The organism is Streptomyces sp. NPDC002144 (assembly GCF_053593695.1).
This window is the reverse complement of record NZ_JBSFDB010000003.1, coordinates 277,794-302,971: the sequence shown is the minus strand read 5'-3', so window position 1 is coordinate 302,971 and position 25,178 is coordinate 277,794. Positions and strand designations below refer to the sequence as shown.

Genomic DNA, 25,178 nt, shown 5'->3' with positions numbered 1-25,178 from the left:
TAGATTCTGACCCGGCCATGGCAAGCGGCAACAGGTCCCACAGGTTGCGATCTGATGACTCAACTCGCCCTTCCCCAGGCCGTTATCGACCGAGAAGTGACAGAGTGGGCCGCATGACCACCCCTTCGCCGGACGCTCCCCAGCCCGCCGTCCCCTACGGCACCCCCGACGCCCCCCGGATCGCCGTCCGCGGCGAGGCCCGCCTCGAGGTGGACCCCGAAATCGCCCGCATCGGCGTCACCGTCGCCTCCCGCGGCCGGGACCGCCGCGCCGCCCTCGACGACCTCACCCAGCGCAACGCCACCGTCCTCGACCTCGTCAAGAGCTACGGCGACGCGGTGGAACACCTGGAGACCGGCGCCTTCTCCATCAGCCCCGAACTGAAGGAGAAGGGCCGCGGCGAACGTGTCCACGCCTACCACGGACGCGTCCACATCACCGCCGAGCTGACCGACTTCACCGCCCTGGGCGAACTCACCACCCGACTGGCCGACCTCGAGCTCACCCGCGTCGACGGCCCCTGGTGGGCGCTGCGCCCCGACTCGCCGGCCTACCGCCAGGCCCGGCAGCAGGCGGTGCGGGAGGCCGTGCAACGGGCGCGGGAGTACGCGGAGGCGCTCGGCACCTCACTGGCCGCGCTGGTGGAACTCGCCGACGTCGGAGCGGAGGGCGCACCGCCGCCGTACCCCCAGGCACCCGGCGGCCGCATGCGCTCCATGGCCTACGGGGCGGCCACCGAGGACGCCCCCGCGGCGCTCGACCTCGAACCCCAGCGGCAGCACGTGAACGCCACCGTCAACGCCCGGTTCACCATGCTGCCGCCGCGGCTGTAGCCATCACTGGAGCAAATCGGCGCGGTGCGCGCGGGCCGTTCGAATGCTCATCGGAGCGGCCCCCCGCACAATTCAATACTTGTCAACAGCCCTTCACCCAACGGTTGTTGAGTGGTCATGTCCGTCCAATTCGCTACCCGCCGGTAAGGCCTAGGCTCGAATCATGCGCCGAGCAAAGATCGTCTGTACTCTGGGCCCCGCCACCGACTCGTACGACCAGATCAAAGCCCTGGTCGACGCCGGAATGGACGTCGCCCGCTTCAACCTCAGCCACGGCAGCCACGCCGAGCACGAGGAGCGCTACCAGCGCGTTCGCAAGGCCGCCGACGAGAGCGGCCGCAGCGTCGGACTCCTCGCCGACCTTCAGGGCCCGAAGATCCGCCTCGGCCGCTTCACCGAAGGCCCCGTACTCCTTGAACGCGGCGACAGCTTCACCATCACCGTCGAGGAAGGCGCCGAGGGCGACGGCCACACCTGCGGAACCACCTACTCCGGCCTCGCCGCCGACGTCACCCCCGGCGAACGCATCCTCGTCGACGACGGCAAGGTCTGCCTGGAGGTCACCGAGGTCGACGGACCCCGCGTCCACACCACCGTCGTCGAAGGCGGCATGGTCTCCGACCACAAGGGCCTCAACCTCCCCGGCGTCGCCGTCTCCGTCCCCGCCCTCTCCGACAAGGACGAGGCGGACCTGCGCTGGGCGCTGCGCACAGGCTTCGACGTCATCGCACTGTCCTTCGTCCGCAGCGGCCGCGACGTCGAGGGCGTGCACCGCATCATGGACGAGGAGGGACGCCGGCTCCCCGTCATCGCCAAAGTGGAGAAGCCGCAGGCCGTCGACGCGATCGACGACATCGTCGCCGCCTTCGACGGCATCATGGTCGCGCGCGGGGACCTGGGCGTGGAGATGCCCCTCGAACAGGTCCCGTTCGTCCAGAAACGCGCGATCAAACTCGCCCGGCGCAACGCCAAGCCGGTGATCGTGGCGACGCAGATGCTCGACTCGATGATCGACAACTCCCGCCCGACCCGCGCGGAGGCCTCCGACGTCGCGAACGCGGTGATCGACGGCACGGACGCGGTGATGCTGTCCGGCGAGACGAGCGTCGGCAAGTACCCGATCGAGACCGTCCGCACCATGGCGAAGATCGTCGAAGCGGCGGAAGAAGACATCCTCGCCAAGGGCCTGCCGCCCCTCACCGAAAGCAACAAACCCCGCACCCAGGGCGGCGCGGTCGCCCGGGCGGCGGCCGAGATGGGCGACTTCCTCGGTGCGAAGTTCCTGGTCGCCTTCACCCAGTCCGGCGACACGGCCCGCCGCCTCTCCCGCTACCGCTCCCCGATCCCCCTCCTGGCCTTCACCCCCGAACCGTCCACCCGCTCCCAGCTCAGCCTCACCTGGGGCGCGGAGACGTTCCTCGGCCCGCACGTCGACTCCACGGACGCGATGGTCGAACAGGTGGACGAGCTACTGCTGAAGTACGGCCGCTGCGAGCAGGGCGACGTGGTCGTCATCACGGCAGGCTCACCCCCCGGGGTCTCGGGCTCGACGAACATGGTGCGCGTCCACCACATCGGCGAGGACGACAGCCCGAAGTAAGGGGGCGGGGTCAGTACTTGGGGCCTACGTGGGCGTCCAGGAGGGCTACGGAGGCCTTCTTGGCGACGGAGATGTTGAAGGGGTCGCTGCCGCGGGCGAGGGTCGTCCACTCGACGCCGACCTTGGCGAGGGTGTCGGTGAAAAGTTTCCGGATGTCGTCGGACTTGTTGGAGAAGAAGTACCGGGGGTATTCGTAGCGCTTGCGCACCCCGGCCACGAGGCGGGTCGTCCAGTTGGTGATCCGGCAGCCGTCGGAGTGGATGAGACCGCGGATGAACTCCCAGGGGTGCGCGTCGACGATCTCTTGCTGCCAGGGTACGAGGGCGATGGGACGATGGTGCTTCTTGCCGGGGCCGTGCTGGGGGAACACGCAAGCCAGGTGCTTGGAGTAGACCTTGATGTTCTGGCAACCGGTGCGCTGCAGGCGATGTACGCGGTTGTCCGGGAAGACGGCTCGCATCGCGGCCTCGGTCTCCTTGGCAATACCTGGCCACGCGTCGGCGCAGGCGATCATCAGGCTCGGCACGCGATGGTGCGCATAGTGGCTGATGTGTCCGTCCCCGAGGTATTGACCCAGCAGGTAGGAGTAGGCGGTCACATCCATGGGGCGTCCGTCACACCGTGGGCAGGCCGGATTACGGGCACCCGGACATTCTCCGCGCTTGGCGCGATCCAGGTGCTTCCAGTAGCTGATGGTGCCGACCGGAATGTTGAGTGCCCGTGCGACGTCTGCGTTCTTGATGCCGTCCCTCAGGAGCGTGACCGCATGTTGTCGAACCTCAGTACCGTGAAAGTTCATACGGACACACTGGGTGAACAATCGTGGCCGCGTGCAGCAGAAAGCGGAAGATCACGCGAAGGTGATCTTCCGCTTCAGGTTCCACAGTGCCGGGTGCGGGATTCGAACCCGCACGCCCTTTCGGACAGATGTGTTTGAGACATCAGCGTCTGCCATTCCGCCAACCCGGCTGGTGACCCTGAGGAGTGTACCGGGTGACCAAGCGGACCTGCAGCTAGGTACGCTTCTCGGAGCACCACCCCTGCCCTGACCAAGGAGCCCCCGTGACCTCCCCCGAGTCGCCCCAGCCCGTAGACGCGGCCGATGACGACAAGTCGCACGTGCCTCCGCTGACGACCCGTGTCGTCATCGCCGAGGACGAGGCCCTGATCCGGCTCGACCTCAAAGAGATGCTGGAGGAGGAGGGCTACAGCGTCGTCGGTGAGGCCGGCGACGGTGAGCAGGCCGTCGAGCTCGCCCGTGAGCACAAGCCGGACCTCGTCATCCTCGATGTGAAGATGCCCAAGCTGGACGGCATCTCCGCCGCCGAGAAGATCGCCGAGGAGCGGATCGCCCCGGTGCTGATGCTCACCGCCTTCTCGCAGCGGGATCTCGTCGAGCGTGCCCGTGACGCCGGTGCGATGGCCTATCTGGTGAAGCCGTTCAGCAAGAGCGACGTGGTGCCGGCCATCGAGATGGCGGTGTCGCGGTTCACCGAGCTGAAGGAGCTGGAGAAGGAGATCGCTGACCTCACGCTCCGGCTGGAGACCCGCAAGCTCGTGGACCGGGCGAAGTCGATCCTGCAGACGGAGTACGGGCTGACCGAGCCGGCCGCGTTCCGGTGGATCCAGAAGACCTCCATGGACCGCCGGATGTCGATGCAGCAGGTTGCGGAGGCGGTCATTCAGGACGCGGACGAGAAGAAGGCGTCCAAGGGCTGACAACCCAGGAGAGCAGAAGGCCCGCGGCCCTGAGGGATCAGGGGCGCGGGCATTCTCGTATGCCGCAGAGCGCCTAGTCCTCGCCGAGGTACGCCTTGCGCACCGACTCGTCGTGCAGGAGGTCCTGGCCGGTGCCGGACAGGACGATGTTGCCGACCTCCATGACGTGTCCGTGGTCGGCGAGCGAGAGCGCCGCCTGGGCGTTCTGCTCGACCAGCAGGATCGTCGTGCCCTGGGACTTCAGCTCGACGATGGTCGCCATGATCTTCTGCATCATGATCGGGGAGAGACCCATGGAGGGTTCGTCGAGCATCAGCAGCTTGGGCTGGGACATCAGGGCGCGGCCCATGGCCAGCATCTGCTGCTCGCCGCCCGAGAGGGTGCCGGCGGCCTGCCTGCGGCGTTCTCCGAGGATGGGGAAGAGGTCGTAGGCGCGCTGTATGTCCTTCTCGATGCCTTCCTTGTCCTTGCGGAGGAAGGCGCCGAGCTGGAGGTTCTCCTCGATGGTGAGCCGGGGGAAGATGTGCCGGCCTTCGGGGGAGTGGGCGAGGCCGAGGGCGACGATCTTGTGCGCGGCGACGCCGGTGAGTGGCTTGCCGTCGAACGTGATCTTGCCGGCGCTGGGCTTCAGCAGTCCGGAGAGGGTGCGCAGGGTCGTGGTCTTGCCGGCGCCGTTGGTGCCGATGAGGGTGACGACCTGGCCGGCCTCGACGGAGAAGGAGATGCCCTTGACGGCTTCGATCTTGCCGTAGGCGACGTGGAGGTCCTCGACCTCCAGGAGTGCGGTCACTGGGGGTCTCCCTTGGTGGTGCCGGCGGCCTCGGTCTCCCCGGGGTCGCCGTCGAACGGTTCGCCCAGGTAGGCGGCGATGACGCGTTCGTCGGCCTGGACCACCTCGGAGGTGCCCTCGACGAGCTTCTCGCCCTGGACGAGCACGGCGACGCGGTCGCAGAGGTTGAAGATGAAGCGCATGTCGTGCTCGATGACGAGGACGGCGATGCCCATGTCCCGGATGGCGAAGACGAGTTCTTCGGTGGCCCGGGTCTCCTGCGGGTTCATGCCGGCGGTGGGCTCGTCGAGCAGGAGGAGTCCGGGTTCGGAGGCCAGGGCTCGCGCGATCTCCAGCTTGCGCTGCTCGCCGTAGGGGAGGTTGCGTGCGAGGTGGTCGCGTTTGTGGGCGAGGCCGATGAACTCCAGGAGTTCCATGGCCCGTGTCTCGCTGGCCTTTTCCGCCTTCTTGAAGCCGGGGCCGCGCAGCAGGGCGGACCAGAGGCCTTCCTTGGTGCGGGTGTGGCGGCCGACGAGGACGTTCTCGAGGACCGTCATGTTGGCGAAGAGGCGGATGTTCTGGAAGGTGCGGGCGATGCCGGCCTTGGTGACCAGGTGGGGTTTGGGCGGCAGGACGGTGCCCTGGTAGGAGACGCTGCCTTCGGTGGGGACGTAGAGCCCGGTGAGGCAGTTGAAGAAGGTGGTCTTGCCGGCGCCGTTGGGGCCGATGAGGCCGACGATCTCGCCGCTGTTGACCGTGAAGTCGACCGAGCGGACGGCGGTGAGGCCGCCGAAGCGCATGGTGACGTCGCGGGCTTCGAGTACAGGTGTCGTCATGGTTCTTTACGCCCCTGCCTTGGTGACGGCCGGTTCGTCGGACAGCGTCGTGGTCTCTGGTACGTCGAGTTGGCCGGTCTCGTGGAATTCGAGTTGGCGGCGGCGGTTGGCGATGATGCCCTCGGGGCGGAAGCGCATCAGCAGGATGAGTGCGATGCCGAACGCGAGCAGTGACTTGTCCTGGAGGAAGACCAGCTTCTCCGGGAGCAGGTAGAGCAGGGCGGCACCGAGGATGGGGCCGGAGACGGTGCCCATGCCGCCGAGGACGACGGCGGCCAGCAGGAAGGCCGAGTTGGGCGGGGCGGCGCCGGCGAACTGGTAGGGGTTGGGTACGACGTTGTAGGTGACGTGGGCGCTGACGGTGCCGGCGAGGCCGGCGAGCGAGGCGCCGAGGGCGAAGGCGATGAGCTTGACGCGGAAGCCGTTGATGCCCATGGCGGTGGCGGCGGTCTCGTCCTCGCGGATGGCGATCCAGGAGCGGCCGATGCGGGAGTCGGCGGCGCGCTGGTAGACGGTCACGACGAGGGCCATGACCAGGACCATCAGCAGGTAGTAGTTGGCGAATCGGCCGATGGTGAAGCTGCCGAGGTCGTGGGCTTCGCCGAAGTTGAAGCCGAAGAGCTTCAGGTCGGGGATGGAGGGGATGCCGTTGGGGCCGTTGGTGATGTCGGGGCCGGAGACGCCGTCCATGTTGTTGACGGCGAGGCGGAAGATCTCTCCGAAGCCGAGGGTCACGATGGCCAGGTAGTCGCCGCGCAGCCGCAGGGTGGGCGCGCCGATGAGCACGCCGAAGATGAGGGAGGCGGCGGCGCCGGCGAGGGCGGCGGCCCAGAAGGGGAACTGGACGCCGGAGAAGCGGGAGAACTCGGAGCCGGAGACCAGGGCCGCGGTGTAGGCGCCGACTCCGAGGAAGGCGACGTAGCCGAGGTCGAGGAGGCCGGCGAGGCCGACGACGATGTTCAGGCCCAGGGCGACGGTGCCGAAGATCAGGATGTTGACGCCGATGTTGGCGTAGTGGTCGTCGGTCTGGGTGAGCGGGAAGGCGATCGCGGCGGCGAAGCCCATGGCGAGGCTGAAGCCGCGGTTCTCGGCGACCATGGCGGAGAAGCGGTCGAGGAGACCGGCGGTGTGCAGCGCCCAGATGGCGAAGACGAGGACGATGAGGAAGCCGATGAAGATCTCGCCGTACTGGGTGTCGATGCCGTAGGCGAAGACGCCGAGGCCGACGGCGGCGACGATGGTGATGATCAGGCGCTGGATCCAGGGGGCGACGGGCTGCGGCGCGGGGATCGCGTCGGGCTTGGCGATGTACGCCTTGAGGGTCTCCTTGGTCGTCTCGTCGGCTTCCTGTGGGAGGGCGAAGGCGCCGATGACGGGGATGAGCGAGGCGACGAGGGCGATGTAGGTGCCGGGTTCCCAGTTGGCGAGGCCGCCGAGTTTGGCGGCGATCTCGATGGCGGTGAACCAGGTGACGCCGAAGCCGCCGAGGGCGGTCAGGACCAGGGGTGCGTTGTTGCGGGCGGGCAGCAGCCAGCGAAGGCCGCGGATGCCGTAGGAGGCGAGGGCGAAGACGGCGGTGAGGACTCCGGCGACGAAGGTCATCCACTGCAGGCCGCCGGGGTAGCCGTAGACGGTGAGGTCGCCGGGGAAGTCGCTGGTCCAGGTCCAGGCGAGGAAGGCGGAGGCCGCGGTGGCGATGCCGCCGAGCAGGAGCAGGGCGCGGGCGGCCGGCAGGGGCAGGCCGATGAGGCCGCGGGTCGCGGTCGCGGGGGTGGCGTCCGAGGGCGGGGTGGCGGGGGTCTTGGTCTCGGTCATGTCATCACGCCCTGTCCGCGACGCGCTCGCCGAGCAGGCCTTGTGGCCTGAACAGGAGCACGAGGATGAGGAGTACGAAGGCCCAGACGTTGGCCCAGCTCTGGCCGCCGAGCTGCTGCATGCCGGGGATGTTGCTGATGTAGGCGGAGGCCAGGGTTTCGGCGATGCCGAGGACGACGCCGCCGAGCATGGCGCCGTAGATGTTGCCGATGCCGCCCATGACGGCCGCGGTGAAGGCCTTGAGGCCCATCAGGAAGCCCATGCGGTAGTCGATGTTGCCGTACTTCAGGCCGTACGACAGTGCGGCGACGGCGGCGAAGAAGCCGCCGATGGCGAAGGCGACGACGATGATGCGGTTGGTGTCGATGCCCATGAGCTGTGCGGTGTCCGGGTCCTGGGCGGTGGCCTGCATGGCGCGGCCGGTGCGGGACTTGCGGACGAACCAGGCGAGGGAGGACATGCAGACGATCGCTGCGCAGACCAGGAAGATGTCGGCGTCGGTGATGTCGACGGAGCCGATGCTGTGGGTGGCGTCCAGGCTGGGGAAGGCGCGGGACTTGTCGGCGCCGGGGTAGAAGTTGCGGACCAGTTCCTGGAGGGTCAGGGAGAGGCCGATGGCCGTGATGAGGGGCGCGAGGCGTGGTGCTTGCCGTAGCGGCCGGTAGGCGAATCGTTCGGCCCCGACCGCGACGAGGACGGAGACGATGCCACCACCGATCAGCATGAGGGGGACTGCGGCCCACATCGAGGTGCCGTCGGGCAGGATGTAGGCGTAGACCGTGAGGGCGCCGAACGCCCCGGTCATGAAGATCTCGCCGTGTGCGAAGTTGATGAGCTGGACGATGCCGTACACCATCGTGTAGCCGATGGCGATCAGCCCGTACATCGAGCCTAGGAGCAGCCCGTTGGCCAGCTGCTGCGGCAGAGTGTGCACCGCATGGCCTCCATGTCGCTGGTGGTCGTATGCACTGGTCGTGTGCCTGGGGTGAATGTGAGAACGGGCCGCGCGGTCGGGGTCCTCCTTCCGCGCGGCCCGTGGTGCGGTGTTTCCGGGGCTGGGGTCAGCCGCTGAAGATCAGCCGTTGAACGTGCCGGTCTTCACGGCGACCCACTTGCCGCCCTTGACCTGGTACACGGTCAGCTGCTTGTTCGTGGTGTCGCCGTACTGGTCGAAGGAGACCTTGCCGGTGATGCCGTCGAAGCTGGACTTCTGGACGGCGTCGACGACCTTGGAACGCAGGTCGTCGCTGGCGGGCAGCTTGCCGCCGTTGGCGTCCTTGACGGCCTTCACGGCCTTGATGATGGCGGTGGCGGCGTCGTAGGAGTAGGCGCCGTAGGCACCGTAGTCGCCCTTGTAGCCCTTGGACTTGTAGGTCTCGATGAAGCTCTTCGCGGCCGGCAGGGTGTCCGCGGGGACACCGACGGAGGTGGCGAGGTCACCCTCGGCGGCCTTGCCGGCGGTCTGGATGTAGGTGGTGGCGTACATGCCGTCGCCGCCCATGAGCGGGATGTTGACCTTGGCGCCCTTGAGCTGCTTCGTGATCTTCTCGGACTCGTCGTACTGGCCGCCGTAGTAGACCATGTCGGCGCCGGAGGCCTTGATCTTGGTGACGAGGGAGCCGAAGTCGGTGTCGCCGGTGTTGACGTGGTCGGTGCCGGCGACGGTGCCGCCCAGCTTCTTGAACGCGCCGTTGAAGATGCCGGCGAGGCCGGCGCCGTAGGTCTGCTTGTCGTCGACGATGAAGGCCTTCTTCTTCTTGAGGCCGTTCCAGGCGTAGTCGGCGGCGAAGCTGCCCTGCAGGGCGTCCGTGGTCGCGGTGCGGAAGTACGTCTTGTACGGCCGCGACTTGTTCGTCTGCCAGTCCTTGCCCTGGGTCAGGGTCGGGTTGGTGTTCGAGGGGGAGATCTCGACCATGTTGGCCGAGTTGAACACCTGCTGCATGGACTGGGCGACGCCGGAGTTCAGCGGGCCGACGGCGCCGACGACGGAGGCGTCGCCGACCAGGGCCGTGGCGTTGGACTGGCCGGTGGCGGGCTGGGCCTTGTCGTCCAGGGCCTTGACCTTGAACTTGACGCCCGGGACCCAGTTGTTCTTGTTGGCGTCGTCGACGGCGATCTGGACGCCGTACTGGATGCCCAGACCAGTGGTGGAGTTCTCACCGGACAGCGGCGCGTCGACGCCGATGGTCAGCGTGGTGCCGGAGCTGCTGCCACCGCTTTTGTTGCCGTTGTCCCGGGAGCCGCAGGCGGTGAGGGTCAGAGCTCCGGTGGTCAGGACGGAGGTCAGAATCACCAAGGAACGCTTACGCACAATCAGTCCTTTCCGCAGCACCTCCGCCCCTGTGGGGGGCGTCTTGTGCCGCGCATGTACCGAACTCCCGATGGAGCGGTGACTGGCCGTGACTCTAAGCCCGGTCTGTACGCATGAGCATCGCCGTGCACTGGCTTGTGACTTTCTTGTTATGACGTGGTGCACACAGGGGTCGGGGGAAGGGGGCTCTCAGCCGTTTTGGCGGAATTTCCGTTCAGTCCGCATTCTGAGAACCTGCACTTCCGCTTGGCCGTGAGGGCAGCGGGGCGGGGGAGCGGTCGCAGGCCTTGTGAAGCACTGCGGAAAGGTCTTGGGAGTACGCGCCGTCGAAGATGAAGCTGTGGTGTTGTATTGCGCGCGTGTTACGGAGCGTTACGTCAAGAAATGGTAGGTCCGCATCGAGTGGGAGGCCGGAGCAGTCGGTCACGGAAATCCTCACCGTGACCCGGCGGGTGGTGCCCGCGGGGACGGTGAAGGCGGGTTCCGGGGTGACCCGTGCGTCGAGTCCGGCGAAGGCGGCGTCGACGACGGAGAGGGTGACGGGCGGCCCGCTGTCGACGCGGACCGCGAAGCGGAACAGGCCGCTGCGGGGGCCCGGGGGCGTGGCGGGGCCGAGGTAGTGCCAGCCGGTGACGTTCGCCGGGAAGGGGACCGGGGCGGCCGCCGGGACGGCCCGGTCGGGGCCGGCGCCGGGGGCCAGGAGCACGGCGCCGGCCCCGGCCGCGGTGAGTGCGGCGGCGGCGAGGGCGGCTCCCCGGACGCGCGGTGACAGGGCGCGCCAGCGGTCGAGTGCCCGATCGCCGAGGCGGGGCGCGTCGGCGCCGATCACGTCGTGGACGTCGCCCGTCTCGGCCGGCCCGACGGGTTCGACCGGCCCTGTGCCGCTCATGACCGCAGCCTCATGGGAAAACGGTAGGTGAGCGGGGTGGGCCGGGAAAGGTGCCGACGGCGACCGGCCGGCACCGGCGGTCAGCCGGTGGCGCCCACGGGTGCGCCGTCGCCGGGGCGGACGTCCCGCAGCAGGCAGGTCAGCCGGGCGCTGCACACCCGCCGGCCCTCCTCGTCGCTGATCACGATCTCGTACGTGGCCGTCGAGCGGCCCCGGTGCAGCGGGGTGGCCACGCCGGTGACCAGGCCGGAGCGCACGCCCCGGTGGTGGGTGCAGTTCAGGTCGACGCCGACCGCGAGCTTGGAACTGCCCGCGTGCAGCATCGAGCCGACCGAGCCCAGTGTCTCGGCGAGCACGGCGGACGCGCCGCCGTGCAGCAGGCCGTAGGGCTGGGTGTTGCCCTCGACGGGCATCGTGCCGACGACGCGGTCGGCGGAGGCCTCGACGATCTGGACGCCCATCCGGGTGCCGAGGTGCCCGGCGGAGAACAGCGCGGGGAGGTCGACGCCGAGTGCCGCGTACTCGTCGATGACCTCCTGCGGGAACGTCACGTGCTGCTGCTCGCCCATGGGCCAGGCTCCGTTCGTCGTGATCAGTCGTGCAAGCCGACTGAGCAAACGCTCAGTCGGTTGCCGATTGTTCCAGACGTACGACGACGGACTTGCTGGCCGGGGTGTTGCTGGTGTCGGCGGTGTGGTCCAGCGGGACCAGGACGTTGGTCTCGGGGTAGTAGGCGGCCGCGCAGCCCCGTGCCGTCGGGTAGTGCACGACCCGGAAACCGGGCGCCCGCCGCTCCACCCCGTCCTTCCACTCGCTCACCAGGTCGACGTACGACCCGTCGGCCACTCCCAGCCGCCGCGCGTCCTCGGGGTTGACCAGCACCACCCGGCGGCCGTTCCTGATGCCCCGGTAGCGGTCGTCGAGGCCGTAGATCGTGGTGTTGTACTGGTCGTGCGAGCGCAGGGTCTGCAGCAGCAGCCGGCCCTCGGGCAGCTCCGGGTACTCCACGGGGGCCGCGGTGAAGTTGGCCTTGCCGGTCTTCGTCGGGAAGCGGCGCTCGTCGCGAGGGGCGTGCGGGAGGGCGAAGCCGCCGGGGCGGGCCACGCGCGCGTTGAAGTCCTCGAAGCCGGGCACCACCCGCGCGATGCGGTCGCGGATCGTGGCGTAGTCCTTCTCGAACTCCTCCCACGGCACCACGCTGCTGTCGCCCAGCACGCGGCGGGCCAGCCGGCAGACGATGGCCGGCTCGGACAGCAGCTCCCGGCCCGCGGGCTCCAGGCGGCCGCGGGAGGCGTGCACCATGCCCATGGAGTCCTCGACGGTCACGAACTGCTCGCCACTGCCCTGCAGATCGCGCTCGGTGCGGCCCAGGGTAGGCAGGATCAGCGCACGCGCGCCCGTGACGGCGTGCGAGCGGTTCAGCTTGGTCGACACGTGCACGGTGAGGCGGGCGCGGCGCATGGCGGCTTCCGTGACCTCGGTGTCGGGAGTGGCGGCCACGAAGTTGCCGCCCATGGCGAAGAACACCTTCGCCTCGCCGTCCCGCAGCGCGCGGATGGCCCGTACGACGTCGAAGCCGTGCTCGCGCGGGGGCGCGAAGCCGAACTCCCGCTCCAGGGCGTCGAGGAAGGCGGGCGCGGGCCGCTCGAAGATGCCCATGGTGCGGTCGCCCTGCACGTTCGAGTGGCCGCGCACCGGGCACACGCCCGCGCCGGGGCGGCCGATGTTGCCGCGCAGGAGCAGGAAGTTGACCACCTCGCGGATGGTCGGCACGGAGTGCTTGTGCTGGGTCAGGCCCATCGCCCAGCACACGATCGTGCGCTTCGAGGCGAGCACCATGTCCAGGGTCTTCTCGATCTCCGCGCGCGTGAGGCCGGTCGCGGCGAGCGTCTCGTCCCAGTCGGCGGCCTTGGCAGCGGCGGCGAACTCCTCGTAGCCGTGGGTGTGTTCGCGCACGAACTCCTCGTCGACCGCGCCGTCCGTCTCGAGGATCAGCTTGTTCAGGAGGCGGAAGAGGGCCTGGTCGCCGCCGATGCGGATCTGCAGGAACAGGTCGGTGAGGGCGGCTCCCCTGAGCATGCCCTGCGGGGTCTGGGGGTTCTTGAACCGCTCCAGACCCGCCTCGGGCAGCGGATTGACGCTGATGATCCGCGCCCCGCCCGCCTTCGCCTTCTCCAGGGCGGAGAGCATGCGCGGGTGGTTCGTGCCCGGGTTCTGCCCGGCCACGATGATCAGGTCGGCCTTGTAGAGGTCCTCCAGCAGGACGCTGCCCTTGCCGATGCCGATCGTCTCCGTCAGGGCCGAGCCGGACGACTCGTGGCACATGTTCGAGCAGTCGGGCAGGTTGTTGGTGCCCAGCTCGCGGGCGAACAGCTGGTAGAGGAAGGCCGCTTCGTTGCTGGTGCGTCCGGAGGTGTAGAAGACGGCCTCGTCCGGGGAGGACAGCCGGGCGATCTCCTCGGCGATGATGTCGAAGGCCCGCTCCCAGCTCACCGGCTCGTAGCGGTCGCCTCCCTCGGGGAGGTACATGGGGTGTGTGAGGCGTCCCTGCTGGCCCAGCCAGTAGCCGCTGCGGGTCGCGAGGTCGGCCACGGTGTGGGCGGCGAAGAACTCGGGGGTGACCCGGCGCAGGGTGGCCTCCTCGGCCACCGCCTTGGCGCCGTTCTCGCAGAACTCCGCCGTGTGCCGGTGCTCCGGCTCCGGCCAGGCGCAGCCGGGGCAGTCGAAGCCGTCCTTCTGGTTGACCCGCAGCAGGGTCAGCGCGGTGCGCTTGACGCCCATCTGCCGCTGGGCGATGCGCAGGGTGTGCCCGATGGCGGGCAGGCCGGCCGCGGCGTGCTTCGGGTCGGCGACCTGCGGAGCGTCCTGAACCGGATCGCCCTTGGGCGGCTTCGTTGCCATCGCTGAGTCTCCTTCACCGGCACCCGTGCCCTACACATCCGATCCTCGCACGCACCGGCGACAACGAGGCCGCCGGGTTTGCCGAGGACGCGGCAATGGTTGCGCATTGAGCAATGGTTGCGGAAGAGGCAACAACGTCCATGTGGTGGCCGTCGATGGCGGCCGACTGTCAGTGGGGCGTGGCAGGATCGGGGACGTGGCAGAGACAGCATCGAAGAAGACCGAGACGTCCCCCGGCGGCGACCGCCCCCGCCTCATGCTCATGGACGGGCACTCGCTGGCGTACCGCGCGTTCTTCGCGCTGCCCGCGGAGAACTTCACGACGGCGACGGGCCAGCCGACGAACGCGATCTACGGCTTCGCGTCGATGCTGGCCAACACCCTGCGTGACGAGGAACCCACGCACTTCGCGGTGGCCTTCGACGTCTCCCGCAAGACCTGGCGCTCCGAGGAGTTCACGGAGTACAAGGCGAACCGCTCCAAGACCCCCGACGAGTTCAAGGGCCAGGTCGAGCTGATCGGCGAGCTGCTGGACGCGATGCACGTCTCCCGGTTCGCCGTCGACGGCTTCGAGGCCGACGACGTCATCGCCACTCTCGCCACCCAGGCCGAGGCCGAGGGCTTCGAGGTGCTGATCGTCACCGGCGACCGCGACTCCTTCCAGCTGGTCTCCGAGCACACCACGGTGCTGTACCCGACGAAGGGCGTCTCCGAGCTGACCCGGTTCACCCCGGAGAAGGTCTTCGAGAAGTACGGGTTGACGCCCGCCCAGTACCCCGACTTCGCGGCCCTGCGCGGCGACCCGTCCGACAACCTGCCGGGCATCCCCGGGGTCGGCGAGAAGACGGCGGCGAAGTGGATCAACCAGTTCGGCTCCTTCGCCGAGCTGGTCGAGCGCGTCGACGAGGTCAAGGGCAAGGCCGGCCAGAACCTCCGCGAGCACCTGGAGGCCGTCAAGCTCAACCGCCGGCTGACCGAGCTGGAGCGGCAGGTCCAGCTGCCCAAGGCGGTCACCGACCTGGAGCGCCCCGCGTACGACCGCAAGGCCGTCGCGATGATCCTGGACACCCTGGAGATCCGTAACCCCTCCCTGCGTGAGCGCCTGTTCGCCGTCGACCCGGGCGCCGAGGAGGCCGAGTCGACCCCGATCACGACGGACGGCGTGGAGCTGGACGGCACGGTCCTCGGCACCGGAGAGCTCGCCCCCTGGCTCGCCGAGCACGGCACCGGCCCGCTCGGCGTGGCCACCGTCGACACCTGGGCGCTCGGCACCGGCTCGGTGGCCGAGGTCGCGCTCGCCGCGCCCGCGGGGCCGGCCGCCTGGTTCGACCCCTCCCAGCTGGACGAGGCGGACGAGACGGCCTTCGCCGCGTGGCTGGCCGACGCCGGCAGGCCGAAGGTCTTCCACAACGCCAAGGGCGCGATGCGCGTCTTCGCCGAGCACGGCTGGAGCGTCGACGGCGTCTCCATGGACACCGCCCTCGCCGCCTACCTGGTCAAGCCGGGCCGCCGCTCCTTCGACCTGGACGCCCTCTCGCTCGAGTACCTGCACCGCGAGCTGGCCCCCGCCGCGGCGGCCGACGGCCAGCTGGCGTTCGGCACGGACGACGGCGCCGAGGCCGAGGCCCTGATGGTCCAGGCCCGTGCCGTCCTCGACCTGGGCGAGGCCTTCGAGGGCCGGCTCCAGGAGGTCGGCGCCGCGGACCTGCTGCGGGACATGGAGCTGCCCACCTCCGCCCTGCTGGCCCGGATGGAGCGGCACGGCATCGCCGCCGACCGGGCCCATCTGGAGGCCATGGAGCAGATGTTCGCCGGAGCCGTCCAGCAGGCGGTGAAGGAGGCGCACGCGGCGGCCGGGCACGAGTTCAACCTCGGCTCTCCCAAGCAGCTCCAGGAGGTCCTCTTCGGCGAGCTGGCCCTGCCGAAGACGAAGCGGACCAAGACCGGCTACACCACGGACGCCGACGCGCTGGCCTGGCTGGCCACCCAGACGGACAACGAGCTGCCGGTGATCATGCTCCGCCACCGCGAGCAGGCCAAGCTCCGGGTCACCGTCGAGGGCCTGATCAAGACCGTCGCGACGGACGGCCGGATCCACACCACCTTCAACCAGACCGTCGCCGCGACCGGCCGGCTGTCCTCCACCGACCCGAACCTGCAGAACATCCCGGTCCGCACCGACGAGGGCCGCGCGATCCGCCGCGGCTTCGTGGTCGGCGACGGCTTCGAGTCGCTGATGACCGCCGACTACAGCCAGATCGAGCTGCGCGTGATGGCGCACCTCTCCGAGGACGCGGGCCTCATCGAGGCGTTCACCTCCGGCGAGGACCTGCACACCACGGCCGCCTCACAGGTGTTCGCCGTCGAGCCCGGCGCGGTCGACGCGGAGATGCGCCGCAAGATCAAGGCGATGTCGTACGGCCTGGCGTACGGGCTGTCGGCCTTCGGCCTGTCCCAGCAGCTGAACATCGACGCGGGTGAGGCGCGGGCCCTGATGGACGCGTACTTCGAGCGCTTCGGCGGCGTACGGGACTATTTGCGCCGGGCGGTCGACGAGGCGCGGGCGACGGGATACACGGCGACCCTCTTCGGCCGCCGTCGCTATCTGCCCGACCTCAACAGCGACAACCGGCAGCGCCGTGAGGCCGCCGAGCGGATGGCCCTCAACGCGCCGATCCAGGGCACGGCGGCGGACATCGTCAAGATCGCCATGCTGAAGGTGGACGACGCGCTGCGCGAGGCCGGCCTGAAGTCCCGCATGCTGCTGCAGGTCCACGACGAAATCGTCCTCGAGATCGCCCCCGGCGAGCGCGCGGCCACGGAGGAGATCGTCCGCCGCGAGATGTCCGACGCCGTCCACCTGAACGTCCCGCTGGGCGTCTCGGTGGGCTCGGGCCCGGACTGGGAGTCGGCGGCGCACTAGCCTGCGGCGGCCGAGCAGGGGGTTCGTCGCCGCGAGGTCGTACCGCGACGAGCCCCCCGGCTCACGGCCCGGTCACTCACGTGGCCCCCGTCAGCACGCCCCCCGCCCCCGGGTCCCGTAAGGATGCGGGCATGGGTATACGCATGCTCCACCGCCGCCCGGCGGGAGCGCAGGGTGCCGCACCGGTGCCCGTCGTGCCCCCCGCCCCGGTGCCGGCCCACGCCGCCACCGCGAGCACCGCCCGCATCCCCGCCGACCTGGTCACGACCCTGCGCCGCACGGCACACCGCACCGCCGCCGGCCTCCGCCGCAGGCTCACCACCCCCGGCGAACCGCCCCTGTGGCGCCTGTGGGCCGGCCTGGGCCGCAGTTACGCGGCCGGATGCGCCGTCCGCGCCCGGCACGCCGCCGTCCGCCTCCTCCGCCGCGGCCGCCACGCCCGCACCTTCCCTGTGTTCATCGTGACAGCGGGCCCCCTCACCAACCGCCCGGACGGCCCGCCCCGACGCTGAGCCACGCACCACCGGCTCGGACAACGGATCGGTTCCGCAGGCTGCCGGGCGGCCGGGCTGCAGGGCGGCGAGCGAGGCCCGGGCCGTGCGGGCGGCCGGGCGCGAGCGAGGTCCGGGCCGTGTGGATCGGCGCGGCACCCCCCGTGACGCCGCCGGCCGACCGGAGCGCCCCGCCCGACCTCTCACCGACAGGCCGGACGGCCCGACCCGGCGCTGAGCCACGCACCGCCGGACTGGACGCCGGCTCGTTTCCGCGGGCGGCCGGGCGCGAGCGAGGTCCGGGCCGTGTCGATCGGCGCGGCACCCCCGGGACGCCGCCGGCCGACCGGAGCGCCCCGCCCGACCCCTCACCGACCGGCCGGACGGCCCGACTCCGCGCTGGCGTGCTCCGGTTCGCCGAGTTGTTGGGGCGGGCGCCAGACCCGCACGCCGACGGCGTACAGCAGCAGGCCCGGTACCAGGCCCGCGCCCGCTCCGAAGCAGACCGCCGGGATCAGTTCCCAGGGCTTCGCCGTGGACCCCCAGTACGCCCACCAGCGTGCCGCCCGCTCCACCGCCCCGACCCCGGCGCACCCGCCGACGACCACGAGGGCCCACCACCGGTCCCGCGCCGACAGCACGGGAATCGCGGACGGGGCCGGAGCCGCGGGTGCCCGTCGCAGCGCCCGGACCAGCCACCCGGTGATCACCACCATGGCGAGCGCGGAAGAGCCGTACTGCAGGTACCAGAACAGGGGAAAGCCCGCGACCACATCGTTCAGCGCGGGGAACAGCCGTGTGCCGAACCGGTCGTGATGGGTGAACCCGTCCCACACGACATGCGTCAGCGCGCCCAGCGCCGCCGACCCGTACCACCGGGCCACCACCGACGGCCGTACCCGCGCGCGTGGCGCCCCGCAGCGCAGCAGCGCGGCCGGGCGCGGTTGCCGGGCCCGGGGCAGCAGCGCCACCAGGGGTTCGCGCACCAGCAGCCAGAGCCCCACCAACGCCCAGGAGATCAGCACGTCGACGGTGAGGACACCGGGCAGGGAATGGGTGACCGTCCCGAACTCCATCCCGCCGGAAACGACACTCGCCGCGAAGTAGGGCATGTCGGGCGCGAAGGAACCGGCCACGAGAACGGCCGGAACCAGTCGTCCCCGCCCGCTTCCGTCGGCGCGCACTGCGGGCAGAACCGCCGCCGCATGGCTCAGGGTGAACGGCAACGGGCCTCCTCGGCGGCGACGTTGATCGGAAGGGTCCAGTATGCGGGCTCCGTTCCGGTCAAACCGCACATGACCAACTGGTGAAAACCGGGCACGAACGGGTGCACCTGGAAAGCAAGTTGTCGTAGGGTCGCCTGGGTCACAGCCCGGAGCGGGCAACCAGCACCGTGGGTCGCTCGTCACAACAGGGCGAGGACACAGACAAAAGACGGGCGCTCGGGCGTCCACGGGAGGGGTTCACTCTATGGCGGCGCAATTCGGCAGGCGGCTGGCAAAGGGTGCGGCGACCACGGCCGTGGCAGCGGTCGCGGTGGCGGCACTGTCCGCGTCCCAGGCTCCGGGAGTGCCGGTCGACGACCACGGCAGACAGACCGCCGCGGACGCGCAGCCGACCCCTGAAGCGACCGCCGACAGCGGCACCGCCACCGGAAACTCGCGGTACTACACCGACCTGCCGCCGCTCGACAGCCCCAACCCCAGCCCCAGCGCCTCGCCTAGCGCCGGCGGCACCCCGGTCGCGCAGGGCCCGGCGGAGGCCGGCATCCCGGCGACCGTCCTGGACGCCTACAAGAAGGCCGAGCAGGCCCTCAAGGAGGCCAAGCCCGGCTGCAACCTGCCCTGGCAACTGCTCGCCGCCATCGGCAAGGTCGAGTCGGGCCAGGCCCGCGGCGGCGAGGTCACGGCCGACGGCACCACCATCACCCCGATCCTCGGCCCGCAGCTCGACGGCAACGGCTTCGCGCTGATCAAGGACACCGACGGCGGCAAGTACGACGGCAACAGCCAGTACGACCAGGCCGTCGGTCCCATGCAGTTCATCCCCTCGACCTGGGCATGGGCGGGCCGGGACGGCAACGGCGACGGTCTCAAGGACCCCAACAACGTCTACGACGCCGCCCTCGCCGCCGCGCACTACCTGTGCCGCAACAACTGGGACCTGTCCCAGCAGTCGAACCTCAACAGCGCGATCCTCAGCTACAACGGCTCCCAGGACTACCTGAACCTGGTCCTGTCGTGGCTGGAGTACTACCGCAAGGGCACCCACGAGATCCCGGACGGCACGGGCACGCTCCCGTCGCACAGCAGCGACGACAAGAAGCCGTCCGGCTCCAAGACCCCGCCCTCCAAGCCGGGCAAGTCGACGCCGAGCACGCCCCCAAGTACGCCGGGCGGCAGTACCGGCCCGAGCAAGCCGTCCACACCCTCCGGCCCGTCACCCACCCCCACCGACACGGTGGACCGGCTGGCGGACGCCGGCACCGCGAAGCTCACCGCGATGGCGGGGGACGCCTTCACCCAGAAGATCAGCACCAAGGCCGTGACCAAGGCCGGCAAGGCCGTCGCCAAGGTCCGCGTCCGCTTCACCGTCGTCGGCACGACCGACTCCGCCTTCACCGGCGGCGAGAAGGTCGCCACGGTCGTCACCAACAACTCCGGCGTGGCCGTCGCACCCGCCCTCCAGGCGGGCGAGACGACGGGCGACTTCACCGTCCGGGCCACCGTCGTGGGCCGCGCGGTCACCGGCGTCGACTACAAGGCGAGCGTCACCGAGCGCGTCGCCGACACCCTCGTCCGCACCAGCGACACCGCGCTGACCTGCACCCCGGGCGGCCAGTTCGCCGACCAGGTCGAGGTGAAGGCCACCTACAAGGGCGCCGTCGCCGACAAGGTCGGTGTCACCGCCACCCTCATCAAGTCGGTGCTCGACCCGACCGAGGACGACAAGGGCCCCTACTTCAAGGACGCCGACGGCAAGACGGTGCGCACCCTGACGGGCCTTCAGACGGATGCCAACGGTCTGCTGAAGCTGCCGCAGCTGTACTCCGACGACACCACCGGCACCTTCATCCTGCGCATCACCACCGCCGGCGGCGCGACGCTCAACGTCCAGCTGAACGTGGCCGCGGCCGACTCCTCGGCGAGCCCCTCGCCGAGCCCGTCCGCGAGCCCGAGCGCGTAGCCCTTCGTACGATCACGACGGCGTCCCCTCGCGGAGGGGGCGCCGTCGTTGTGTGTGCAACGTGTTCTCATCTCGGCCACCCGTTGCTACGGTGCCGGACCTGACGATGTATCAGTTCCGTCCGTCGGGAGGCAGGCATGCGCGCCCTGATCGCCGCCGCGACCGGTCTCGCCGTCGCGTTCGCGCTGGTCCTCACGATCACCGCGATGGGGACGCCGACGGGAAAGACGTCCCCCAAACCGCTGCTGACGACGGTGCCCGCACACCCGTAGCCGTCCGCCCGGGAGGCCGAGATGCGCCGCAAGGCCAGTCTGGTCCTGCTCGCCTTCGCCGTGTTCTTCGCGGCCCTGTCCCCACTGCTGCGCTGGTACGCCTTCCCGCGCCTGGCCAAGATCCCGGCCAACCAGTACCAGGCCGTGGTGCTGGAGGCGAGGAACGCGACACTGCTCGACTACGGCACCATGAAGGCGCGCACCGTCCCCAAGGTCACCATCGTGCAGACCCTCAAGGGCGATGTGGCGGCCGCCAAGCGGATCGACCGGACGGCAGGGCGGGACGTCGTCGTCTGGGACGGCCTGTCCTATGTACAGGGACCCGACGGCAAGATGGTCTCCCAGATCCCCGAGCGCTACATTTTCGACGCCCACAGCCAGGCCCCGGTCCACGCGACCGGCGAGATGGTCGACGGCGACCCGGTGAAGCGGACCGGCATCGAGTTCAAGTTCCCGTTCCTGACGCAGAAACGGGACTACGAGTACTTCGACGCCCAGACCCGCACCACCAACCCCATCCACTACAAGGGCACCCAGGACTTCCGCGGCCTGAAGGTCTACTACTTCGAGCAGACCGTTCCCTGGACCCAGGTGAGGTTCCCCAAGGTGATGCCGGTCAAGGGCATCACCCCCCAGTCCGTCGCAAAGACCGGCACCACCCGCTGGTACACCACGGTCCGCAGGTTCTGGGTCGAGCCGGTCACCGGCGCCCCCGTCTACGGCGAGGAGATCCACAAGGAGGAGCTGCGCGGCGGCACCCTGCTCGGCGGCCGGGACAAGGTGACCGCCTTCGCCGGGCACGTGAAGATGCGCGAGGACTACATCAGGCACACCGTCGCTCTGGTCAAGTCGAACCGCACCCTCGTCCTGCTGATGACGTCGTACCTGCCCTGGGGCTTCCTCGTCCTCGGCACCCTGCTGCTCGCCCTCGCCCTGTGGCTGGAGGCCCGCAGCCGCCGCCCGGGCGACCCGGAACCGGCCACGGCGCAGGCACCGGAACCGGTCAGCGCCTGAGGCGCGCGTTGGTGTGCCGGGTCGGCTCGGCGGAGGCGGGGTCCTCGGGCCACGGATGCTTCGGATACCGGCCGCGCAGCTCCGCACGCACCCCCTTGTAACCGTCCCTCCAGAAGGAGGCGAGGTCGGAGGTGACGGCGGCGGGCCGGCCGGCGGGGGAGAGCAGATGCACCTGCAACGGCACCCCCGCGATCGCCGGCGACTCGTGCAGTCCGAACATCTCCTGCAACTTCACGGCGAGCACGGGCCGTTCCGGGTCGGAGTAGTCGATCCGGATTCCGGACCCGCTCGGTACGGTGATCCGCTCGGGCGCCAGCTCGTCCAGCCGCCCCGCCTCTCCCGAGGCCCAGGGCAGCAGACGGCCCAGCCCCTGGCCCGCGTCGATCCGAGCGAGGTCGACCCGGCGCCGGGCCCGCCCCAACTCCGGCTCCAGCCACTCGTCCACGCGCGCGTGCAGCGCGTCGTCGGACACGTCGGGCCAGGGCTGCCCGAGGTGCAGGTGCAGAAAGGCGAGCCGCTGCCGCAGTACGACGGCGGCGGGCGACCACCGCAACAGGCCGAGCCCTTCCTGCCGCAGCCCTTCCACGAGCGCCTCGCGTACCAGGACGGGGTCGGCGTCCCTGAGCGGCCGCACCGCCAGCTCGATCGCCCCCAGCCGCTCGACGCGCCGGGCCACGACGTCCCCGTCGGCCCAGTGGACCTCCTCGGCCTCGGAGTACAGAGGAGCGGCGGCGCGCCGGGCCACCTCCTCGTCGATCACGGCGGCGAGCCGCACCCGCGCGTGCCCCTTGCCGACGGGCCGATCGGCGACCGCGACGGCGATCCAGGGCGCACCCCGCAGAGGACTGCCCTCGCCGAGCTCGGCCCGCGTTCCCGACGCCATCAGATACGACCCCCCGTCGGCCTTCGCGACCCGCTCGGGAAACGCGAGAGCGGCGACAGCACCGACGAGCGAGTCGGAGGCGTCGCCCGAAGGGGCGGGTGTGGCTTCCTCGTCGGGCCGCGTCGGGCGGGTGAGGCCGCTCGTCAGGGCTCGCAGTCTGCGCGCTTCCGCACGCCACCTTCCGGCATACGCGTCGCTCCCGCGCCGAGCCGTTCGCAGCGCGGTCGCCAGATCGTCGCCGTACTCCCGCGGTGGCTCCTCCGACAGCAGGGCCACCGCCTCGGCACCCTCGCCGGAGGTGTCCAGCGTCGCCCGACCCAGCCGCGGATGAACCCCCAGCCGGGCCAGCACCACGCCCCGCTCCGTGGCCCGGCCGTCGCCGTCGACCGCGCCGACCGCCGTCAGTACCGCCCGTGCCGCCGCCATCGCCCCGCCCGGCGGCGGATCCAGCAAGGCCAGTCCGGACGCGTCCGGGTCGCCCCAGCACGCCGCCTGGAGCGCGAAGGCCGTCAGATCGGCCACCTTGATCTCCGGCGCCGGGAAACGCGGCAGACGCGCGTCCTCCGCCTCCGTCCAGCACCGGTACACCGTCCCCGGCGCCTCACGCCCGGCCCGCCCCGCCCGCTGTCGCCCGGCCGCCTGCGAGGCCCGTACCGTCGTCAGCGCGCTCAGCCCGCGCGCGTGGTCCACGCGGGGCTCCCGCGCCAGCCCCGAGTCGACGACCACCCGCGCCCCGGGCACCGTCAGGGAGGACTCCGCGACCGAGGTCGCCAGCACCACCCGGCGCCGTTCGCCCGGCACCAGCACCGCGTCCTGCACGGCCGCCGGGGCCCGCCCGTGCACCTGGAGCACCTCGACACCGCCGAGATCCCCCAACCGACCCGCCACGCGCGCGATCTCGCCCACGCCCGGCAGGAAGCACAGCACGTCCCCGTCCCGCTCCCGCAACGCCCGCCGCACCGTGGACGCCACATGCGCCAGCAGCGCGGGATCCACCCGCATACCGTGCGGCGGCCGTACCGGACGGGCCGGCGGCGACCACACCACCTCCACCGGGTGCGCGGTGCCGGCGGCCTCGACCACGGGCGCGTCGCCCAGCAGCCGCGCCCACCCCTCCGCGTCCGTCGTCGCCGACGCGGCCACCAGCCGCAGCTCGGGCCGCAGCGTCTCCCGCACGTCCCACAGGAACGCGGCCGTGGTGTCCGCGTCCAGATGCCGCTCATGGCACTCGTCGAGCACGACCACGTCCACGCCGGCCAGCTCCTGGTCCCGCTGCAGCCGCTGCAGCAGCACCCCGGTCGTCACGACCTCCACGCGCGCGTGCCGGCCGACGACCCGCTCGCCGCGCACGGTGTAACCGACGCTCTCGCCCAGCTTCTCGCCCAGCAGCCACGCCATCCGCCGGGCTGCGGCCCGGGCGGCGATCCGGCGCGGTTCGGCCACGACGACCCGGCGCGCGGGCCCGTCCCCGAGCAGCCCGGCGAGCGCGAGCGGTACGAGGGTCGTCTTGCCGGTGCCGGGAGGCGCCACCAGCACCGCCGTGCCGTGCCCGTCCAGGGCGTCACGCAGGGCGGGCAGGGCGCTGTGCACCGGCAGCGCGTCCAGGGCGTCGTAACGGATCACGCCCCCAGTGTCGTACGGCTCCCGGAAACGCCGGCACGCGCGCGTGCGTCCCGTCAGTCCCGCTGTTCCGTCAGTCCCGCTCGCAGACGAAGATCGCCGTGCCCGGGATCAGGTTCCCGCGCAGCGGTGACCAGCCGCCCCACTCCGAGGTGTTCCAGGCCGGCCACTCCGGCTCGACCAGGTCGACCAGCCGGAAGCCGCCGGCCACCACGTCCCGCACCCGGTCGCCGATCGTCCGGTGGTGCTCCACGTAGACCGCGCGGCCCTCCTCGTCCTGCTCGACGTACGGAGTCCGGTCGAAGTACGAGGACGAGACGCTCAGCCCCTCCGGGCCCGGCTCGTCCGGGAACGCCCAGCGAACGGGATGCGTGACCGAGAAGACGAACCGCCCGCCCGGGCGCAGCACCCGCCGCACCTCCCTCAGGACCAGCACCGGATCGGCCACGAACGGCAGCGCCCCGTAGGCCGAGCACGCCAGGTCGAAGGAGCCGTCGGCGAAGGGAAGGGCGCCCGCGTCGGCGCACACCAGCGGGAACGAGCCACCGATGCGCAGGGCGTGCTGGAGCTGGCGGTGGGAGATGTCGAGGGCGACCGGACGCGCCCCCTGCGCGGCGAGCCAGCGTGAGCACTGCGCCGCGCCGGCACCGATCTCCAGCACGTCCCTGCCCTTGAGGTCCTCCGGCGGGCCGAGCAGCTCGGCCTCCACCTCGTCCAGCCCCTCGGGACCCCACACGAACCGGTCGTCGCCGAGGAACGTGCCGTGCTCGACCTGGTACTCGTCCGCGTTCCGGTCCCACCAGCCCCGGTTGGCCCGGGCGCTCTCACTGACGTCGGCCGCGCGCCGGGTGGCCTCCGGCTCGAACTCGGTCTCGGAAGAAACGGGCTCTTGGATGATCGGCTCCCTCGTATTAGTCTGCGGGCTCTTCCCACCGACCGGCGCCCACGGGTGTCACGGAAGGGGTGTCGCAGGCCTGCGTGGCCTCGCGAGACAGTTCTTGTGCCGGGTATGGGGCGATCCGCCCCGGGTGTGCGCCTTCGCGCATTGACCCTGCCTGGCCGCCCCCGTATGCTACAAGTTGCGCTGCGGGCCTGCGCACCTCAGACGTAGCAGGC

The 25,178-nt window shown here is 70.6% G+C and carries 20 protein-coding genes and 1 tRNA gene; 8 read left to right on the top strand and 13 right to left on the bottom strand.

Annotated elements, in window-relative coordinates:
- Nucleotides 1-113 precede the first annotated feature (113 nt).
- Together ACWCQ1_RS06355 and pyk are read left to right on the top strand one after the other, a co-directional pair.
- Nucleotides 114-833, top strand: a complete 720-nt coding sequence (locus ACWCQ1_RS06355; protein WP_358595049.1) for an SIMPL domain-containing protein — start codon at nucleotides 114-116, stop codon at nucleotides 831-833.
- A 163-nt stretch (nucleotides 834-996) separates the two neighbouring features.
- Nucleotides 997-2,433 (top strand): pyruvate kinase, encoded by a 1,437-nt coding sequence (pyk, locus tag ACWCQ1_RS06350; protein WP_133042765.1) that lies wholly within the window; start codon nucleotides 997-999, stop codon nucleotides 2,431-2,433.
- A 10-nt stretch (nucleotides 2,434-2,443) separates the two neighbouring features.
- Here pyk and ACWCQ1_RS06345 read toward each other — a convergent pair whose 3' ends face one another.
- Both ACWCQ1_RS06345 and ACWCQ1_RS06340 read right to left on the bottom strand, forming a co-directional pair.
- The gene (locus ACWCQ1_RS06345) at nucleotides 2,444-3,232 is read right to left on the bottom strand and encodes a helix-turn-helix domain-containing protein (protein WP_451025965.1); all 789 of its coding nucleotides are present in this window, start codon (nucleotides 3,230-3,232) and stop codon (nucleotides 2,444-2,446) included.
- Between the two features lie 87 nt (nucleotides 3,233-3,319).
- A tRNA-Leu gene (locus tag ACWCQ1_RS06340) sits at nucleotides 3,320-3,402 on the bottom strand.
- A gap of 93 nt (nucleotides 3,403-3,495) precedes the next feature.
- On the opposite strand from ACWCQ1_RS06340, the gene ACWCQ1_RS06335 reads away from it, so the two are divergent.
- Entirely contained in the window at nucleotides 3,496-4,152 is a 657-nt protein-coding gene (locus tag ACWCQ1_RS06335; protein WP_133042763.1) for an ANTAR domain-containing response regulator, read from the top strand.
- A 73-nt stretch (nucleotides 4,153-4,225) separates the two neighbouring features.
- Here the strand turns inward: ACWCQ1_RS06335 and ACWCQ1_RS06330 are convergent, their stop codons facing one another.
- From ACWCQ1_RS06330 to ACWCQ1_RS06295, 8 genes are all read right to left on the bottom strand, one after another.
- Nucleotides 4,226-4,942 carry an ABC transporter ATP-binding protein gene (locus ACWCQ1_RS06330; protein WP_133042762.1) on the bottom strand — a complete coding sequence of 239 codons (717 nt, stop codon included), beginning with the start codon at nucleotides 4,940-4,942 and terminating at the stop codon, nucleotides 4,226-4,228.
- Nucleotides 4,939-5,757, bottom strand: a complete 819-nt coding sequence (locus tag ACWCQ1_RS06325) for an ABC transporter ATP-binding protein (RefSeq protein ID WP_133042761.1) — start codon at nucleotides 5,755-5,757, stop codon at nucleotides 4,939-4,941. The genes ACWCQ1_RS06330 and ACWCQ1_RS06325 overlap by 4 nt, the downstream gene beginning before the upstream one ends.
- 6 nt (nucleotides 5,758-5,763) lie before the next feature.
- Nucleotides 5,764-7,572 carry a branched-chain amino acid ABC transporter permease gene (locus ACWCQ1_RS06320; protein ID WP_451025964.1) on the bottom strand — a complete coding sequence of 603 codons (1,809 nt, stop codon included), beginning with the start codon at nucleotides 7,570-7,572 and terminating at the stop codon, nucleotides 5,764-5,766.
- 4 nt (nucleotides 7,573-7,576) lie between these two features.
- On the bottom strand, nucleotides 7,577-8,506 hold the full coding sequence (locus ACWCQ1_RS06315; RefSeq protein ID WP_451025963.1) for a branched-chain amino acid ABC transporter permease: 930 nt from the start codon (nucleotides 8,504-8,506) through the stop codon (nucleotides 7,577-7,579).
- A gap of 141 nt (nucleotides 8,507-8,647) precedes the next feature.
- Nucleotides 8,648-9,868 carry a branched-chain amino acid ABC transporter substrate-binding protein gene (locus ACWCQ1_RS06310; protein ID WP_133043082.1) on the bottom strand — a complete coding sequence of 407 codons (1,221 nt, stop codon included), beginning with the start codon at nucleotides 9,866-9,868 and terminating at the stop codon, nucleotides 8,648-8,650.
- Between the two features lie 229 nt (nucleotides 9,869-10,097).
- Complete coding sequence (locus ACWCQ1_RS06305) at nucleotides 10,098-10,772, bottom strand: hypothetical protein (RefSeq protein WP_358595032.1); 675 nt, start codon at nucleotides 10,770-10,772, stop codon at nucleotides 10,098-10,100.
- 80 nt (nucleotides 10,773-10,852) lie between these two features.
- A complete protein-coding gene (locus tag ACWCQ1_RS06300; protein ID WP_133042757.1) occupies nucleotides 10,853-11,341 on the bottom strand; it encodes a hotdog fold thioesterase in 489 nt (162 codons plus the stop codon).
- A gap of 52 nt (nucleotides 11,342-11,393) precedes the next feature.
- Nucleotides 11,394-13,673, bottom strand: coding sequence for an FdhF/YdeP family oxidoreductase (locus ACWCQ1_RS06295; RefSeq protein WP_451025962.1), 2,280 nt, complete (start codon nucleotides 13,671-13,673; stop codon nucleotides 11,394-11,396).
- Nucleotides 13,674-13,869: 196 nt separating this feature from the next.
- On the opposite strand from ACWCQ1_RS06295, the gene polA reads away from it, so the two are divergent.
- Together polA and ACWCQ1_RS06285 are read left to right on the top strand one after the other, a co-directional pair.
- Nucleotides 13,870-16,596, top strand: a complete 2,727-nt coding sequence (gene polA, locus ACWCQ1_RS06290; RefSeq protein WP_358595026.1) for a DNA polymerase I — start codon at nucleotides 13,870-13,872, stop codon at nucleotides 16,594-16,596.
- A gap of 131 nt (nucleotides 16,597-16,727) precedes the next feature.
- Entirely contained in the window at nucleotides 16,728-17,108 is a 381-nt protein-coding gene (locus tag ACWCQ1_RS06285; RefSeq protein ID WP_451025961.1) for a hypothetical protein, read from the top strand.
- A gap of 347 nt (nucleotides 17,109-17,455) precedes the next feature.
- Here the strand turns inward: ACWCQ1_RS06285 and ACWCQ1_RS06280 are convergent, their stop codons facing one another.
- Nucleotides 17,456-18,313 (bottom strand): DUF4184 family protein, encoded by an 858-nt coding sequence (locus ACWCQ1_RS06280; protein WP_451025960.1) that lies wholly within the window; start codon nucleotides 18,311-18,313, stop codon nucleotides 17,456-17,458.
- A 244-nt stretch (nucleotides 18,314-18,557) separates the two neighbouring features.
- On the opposite strand from ACWCQ1_RS06280, the gene ACWCQ1_RS06275 reads away from it, so the two are divergent.
- From ACWCQ1_RS06275 to ACWCQ1_RS06265, 3 genes are all read left to right on the top strand, one after another.
- Nucleotides 18,558-20,273: a lytic murein transglycosylase gene (locus ACWCQ1_RS06275; RefSeq protein ID WP_451025959.1), complete on the top strand. Its 1,716-nt coding sequence runs from the start codon at nucleotides 18,558-18,560 to the stop codon at nucleotides 20,271-20,273.
- A 137-nt stretch (nucleotides 20,274-20,410) separates the two neighbouring features.
- Nucleotides 20,411-20,545, top strand: a complete 135-nt coding sequence (locus ACWCQ1_RS06270; protein ID WP_107416174.1) for an SPW_0924 family protein — start codon at nucleotides 20,411-20,413, stop codon at nucleotides 20,543-20,545.
- Nucleotides 20,546-20,566: 21 nt separating this feature from the next.
- Nucleotides 20,567-21,559: a DUF3068 domain-containing protein gene (locus tag ACWCQ1_RS06265; RefSeq protein ID WP_451025958.1), complete on the top strand. Its 993-nt coding sequence runs from the start codon at nucleotides 20,567-20,569 to the stop codon at nucleotides 21,557-21,559.
- Here ACWCQ1_RS06265 and hrpB read toward each other — a convergent pair.
- Together hrpB and ACWCQ1_RS06255 are read right to left on the bottom strand one after the other, a co-directional pair.
- A complete protein-coding gene (gene hrpB / locus ACWCQ1_RS06260) occupies nucleotides 21,549-24,065 on the bottom strand; it encodes an ATP-dependent helicase HrpB (RefSeq protein WP_451025957.1) in 2,517 nt (838 codons plus the stop codon). The genes ACWCQ1_RS06265 and hrpB overlap by 11 nt on opposite strands.
- A 70-nt stretch (nucleotides 24,066-24,135) precedes the next feature.
- Entirely contained in the window at nucleotides 24,136-24,960 is an 825-nt protein-coding gene (locus ACWCQ1_RS06255; protein ID WP_451026018.1) for a class I SAM-dependent methyltransferase, read from the bottom strand.
- Nucleotides 24,961-25,178: the final 218 nt, after the last annotated feature.

Coding starts and splice junctions, on each gene's coding strand:
- ACWCQ1_RS06275 (WP_451025959.1), top strand. CDS start 18,558: ATGGCGGCGCAATTCGGCAGGCGGCTGGCAAAGGGTGCGGCGACCACG.
- ACWCQ1_RS06265 (WP_451025958.1), top strand. CDS start 20,567: ATGCGCCGCAAGGCCAGTCTGGTCCTGCTCGCCTTCGCCGTGTTCTTC.
- ACWCQ1_RS06295 (WP_451025962.1), bottom strand. CDS start 13,673: ATGGCAACGAAGCCGCCCAAGGGCGATCCGGTTCAGGACGCTCCGCAG.
- ACWCQ1_RS06325 (WP_133042761.1), bottom strand. CDS start 5,757: ATGACGACACCTGTACTCGAAGCCCGCGACGTCACCATGCGCTTCGGC.
- ACWCQ1_RS06270 (WP_107416174.1), top strand. CDS start 20,411: ATGCGCGCCCTGATCGCCGCCGCGACCGGTCTCGCCGTCGCGTTCGCG.
- ACWCQ1_RS06305 (WP_358595032.1), bottom strand. CDS start 10,772: ATGAGCGGCACAGGGCCGGTCGAACCCGTCGGGCCGGCCGAGACGGGC.
- pyk (WP_133042765.1), top strand. CDS start 997: ATGCGCCGAGCAAAGATCGTCTGTACTCTGGGCCCCGCCACCGACTCG.
- ACWCQ1_RS06285 (WP_451025961.1), top strand. CDS start 16,728: ATGGGTATACGCATGCTCCACCGCCGCCCGGCGGGAGCGCAGGGTGCC.
- ACWCQ1_RS06355 (WP_358595049.1), top strand. CDS start 114: ATGACCACCCCTTCGCCGGACGCTCCCCAGCCCGCCGTCCCCTACGGC.
- ACWCQ1_RS06320 (WP_451025964.1), bottom strand. CDS start 7,572: ATGACCGAGACCAAGACCCCCGCCACCCCGCCCTCGGACGCCACCCCC.
- ACWCQ1_RS06300 (WP_133042757.1), bottom strand. CDS start 11,341: ATGGGCGAGCAGCAGCACGTGACGTTCCCGCAGGAGGTCATCGACGAG.
- ACWCQ1_RS06345 (WP_451025965.1), bottom strand. CDS start 3,232: ATGAACTTTCACGGTACTGAGGTTCGACAACATGCGGTCACGCTCCTG.